At 46.4% G+C, this 2,303-nt stretch carries 2 protein-coding genes; both read left to right on the top strand.

Annotated elements, in window-relative coordinates; all coding sequences use genetic code 11:
• On the top strand, positions 1–1,225 hold a 1,225-nt coding region (locus BCT81_RS20525), incomplete at its 5' end, for an iron ABC transporter permease (RefSeq protein WP_133152671.1).
• A gap of 223 nt (positions 1,226–1,448) precedes the next feature.
• The gene (locus tag BCT81_RS20520) at positions 1,449–2,261 is read left to right on the top strand and encodes a crotonase/enoyl-CoA hydratase family protein (RefSeq protein ID WP_102425641.1); all 813 of its coding nucleotides are present in this window, start codon (positions 1,449–1,451) and stop codon (positions 2,259–2,261) included.
• The last annotated feature ends 42 nt before the right edge of the window (positions 2,262–2,303 follow it).

The following is a 2,303-nucleotide window of genomic DNA, read 5'->3' as shown; positions in this document are numbered from 1 at the left end:
GGGTGTGATCAGTTTTATTGGATTGATTGCGCCAAACATCGCGAGACATTTGGGCTTTTTAAAGGCGAAATCTGAACTCATCGCAAGCTGCGTGTTAGGTGCACTGTTGCTTTGTGTGACCGACAGCTTGGCGATTTTCTTGGCGCAATGGTCTTTGGATATGATTCCAACAGGAACGGCAACCGCGGTGGTTGGTGCTCCAGCTTTGATCATTATTGCTCGCAAACAAATGTCTGCCCAAGATCAAATGTTTTTCTCGATGCCTAAAGGGCCGAGGTCTATTTCACCTTTGGCTTATTTCTTGTTGGGCTCGATGATCTTTGGTTTGTTGGCGTTAAGCACGCTGTCACAGCCATCTTCTGATATGGGGTATTTTGTTATCCCAGACGCATTTGAATGGTCGATTCGCTGGCCGAGAATATTAACCGCAATATTCGCTGGTGGCGGCCTAGCAGTGGCGGGTGTGATTTTACAAAGATTGGTCTACAACCCGCTCGCAAGCCCGGACATTCTGGGTGTGTCGGCAGGTGCGGTTCTGGCGTTGATATTCAGTAGCCTGTTTATGGGATACTCGATTCATTCGCTAAGCCCTTGGGTTGCTTTCTTAGGCAGCGCGATTGCACTCTGTATATTGCTATTTCTTGGCAAGAAGCATCAGTTCGCCCCTTCGATATTGATCCTTACTGGTATTTCGCTGACCGCGGTATTGGAAGCTTTGGTGCAATTCTCTTTAACGCGAGTGGGAGAGGGAAAATACATCTTATTGGCTTGGTTGGCAGGATCTACGTATCGTGTTGAACCTGAAGCTGCAATGATAATGGTTATCGTGATCACCGTTTGTATTGGCATAGCTTTACTGTTGAGTCGTTGGGTGACATTAATTGCGACTGGTCGTCAGTTTGCAAGTGCAAGAGGGCTTAACATCAACATCGCCTATGTGGTTCTATTGTGTATTGTCGCGATTTTATGTTCGATGGTCACAACCACCATGGGGCCGGTCGCTTTTGTTGGTCTACTGGCTCCACATATTGCGGCGATGGTGGGTGCTCGCTTGGTTCGTGAACAGATCATCTTATCGTTTTTGATTGGTGCGGCATTGATGTTATTTGCTGATTGGTTAGGGCAAGTGGTGGTGTTCCCAGCGCAGCTTGCAGCAGGGACGTTAGTTTCCATTATTGGTGGCAGTTATTTCATTTTCTTGTTACTGAAATCTCGAACAACATAGCTTCTGCTCATGACCTAAAGCCACTGGTATTCAAAGCTACTGGCAATCAAAGCTATGAATAAAAAAGCAGTGAGTGGAGCGATCCATCACTGCTTTTTTGTTGGAGTCGTTTGTGCAAAGAGGAGGTGTTAAGCAACACAGGTCTCGCTTCTTAATGTGCAAGTTTGGCATATGTTAATAAAATGTATAACCTAAAGGTCTGACCACTCATAAGGTAGCCACCATGCCAAACCTCGATCGTATTACTTGTTCTATCGATGAAAACCAAATTGCGACGGTTGTTTTGAATCGACCCGATAAGCTGAATGCTATTGATATGGCAATGTTCCAAGGTGTGAACAACATGGTCAATAAATTGAAAAAGAACACCGAGATTCGAGCTGTAATAGTGAAGGGCGAGGGACCTGAGTTTTGTTCAGGGCTTGATGTGAAGTCTTTGCTGACCAGTAAATCTGGCGCGATGAAGCTATTGCTCAAATGGTTACCAACATTACCAAACGCCGCACAACGCTTTTCATTGGGTTGGCGAGACATTCCATGCCCTGTCATTTTTGCGATTCATGGTCGGTGTTGGGGAGGCGGTCTGCAATTGGTCAGTGGCGGTGACTTTAGAATTGCTAGCTCTGATGCGAACTTCTCGATACTGGAAGCAAAGTGGGGGCTAATTCCAGACATGGGAGGCGCCATAGCCTTTAGAGAGCTGATGCGTAAAGATCACACCTTAGAAATGGCGATGACGGCCAAAGTGATCGACTGTGAAACCGCGAAAGAATATGGGTTGGTGACCAAGATTGCTGAAGACCCCTACGCTGAAGCCTATGCCTTGGCACTTGAGTGCGCGAATCGGTCACCAGATGTTGTCGCTGCTAATAAGAAACTCTACAACAAGACTCGGTGGTCAAGCCCGGGTATGACTGTGTTCTACGAGACCTGGTATCAGATAAAGGTTGGGTTAGGTAAGAACAGGGCGATAGCAGCACAGCGTGAAATTCATCCCGATAAGCCACGCTCTTACTTAGCAAGAAAGTTCAAATAACGCTTGTACAGGAATAATCGATATTCCCTTTGTTTATGGGGA

Origin of the sequence: Vibrio sp. 10N.261.52.A1, assembly GCF_002876325.1 — a bacterium.
Lineage (GTDB): Bacteria > Pseudomonadota > Gammaproteobacteria > Enterobacterales > Vibrionaceae > Vibrio > Vibrio chagasii.
The sequence above is the reverse complement of the archived record's forward strand: the minus strand, read 5'-3'. Positions and strand labels throughout refer to the sequence as shown.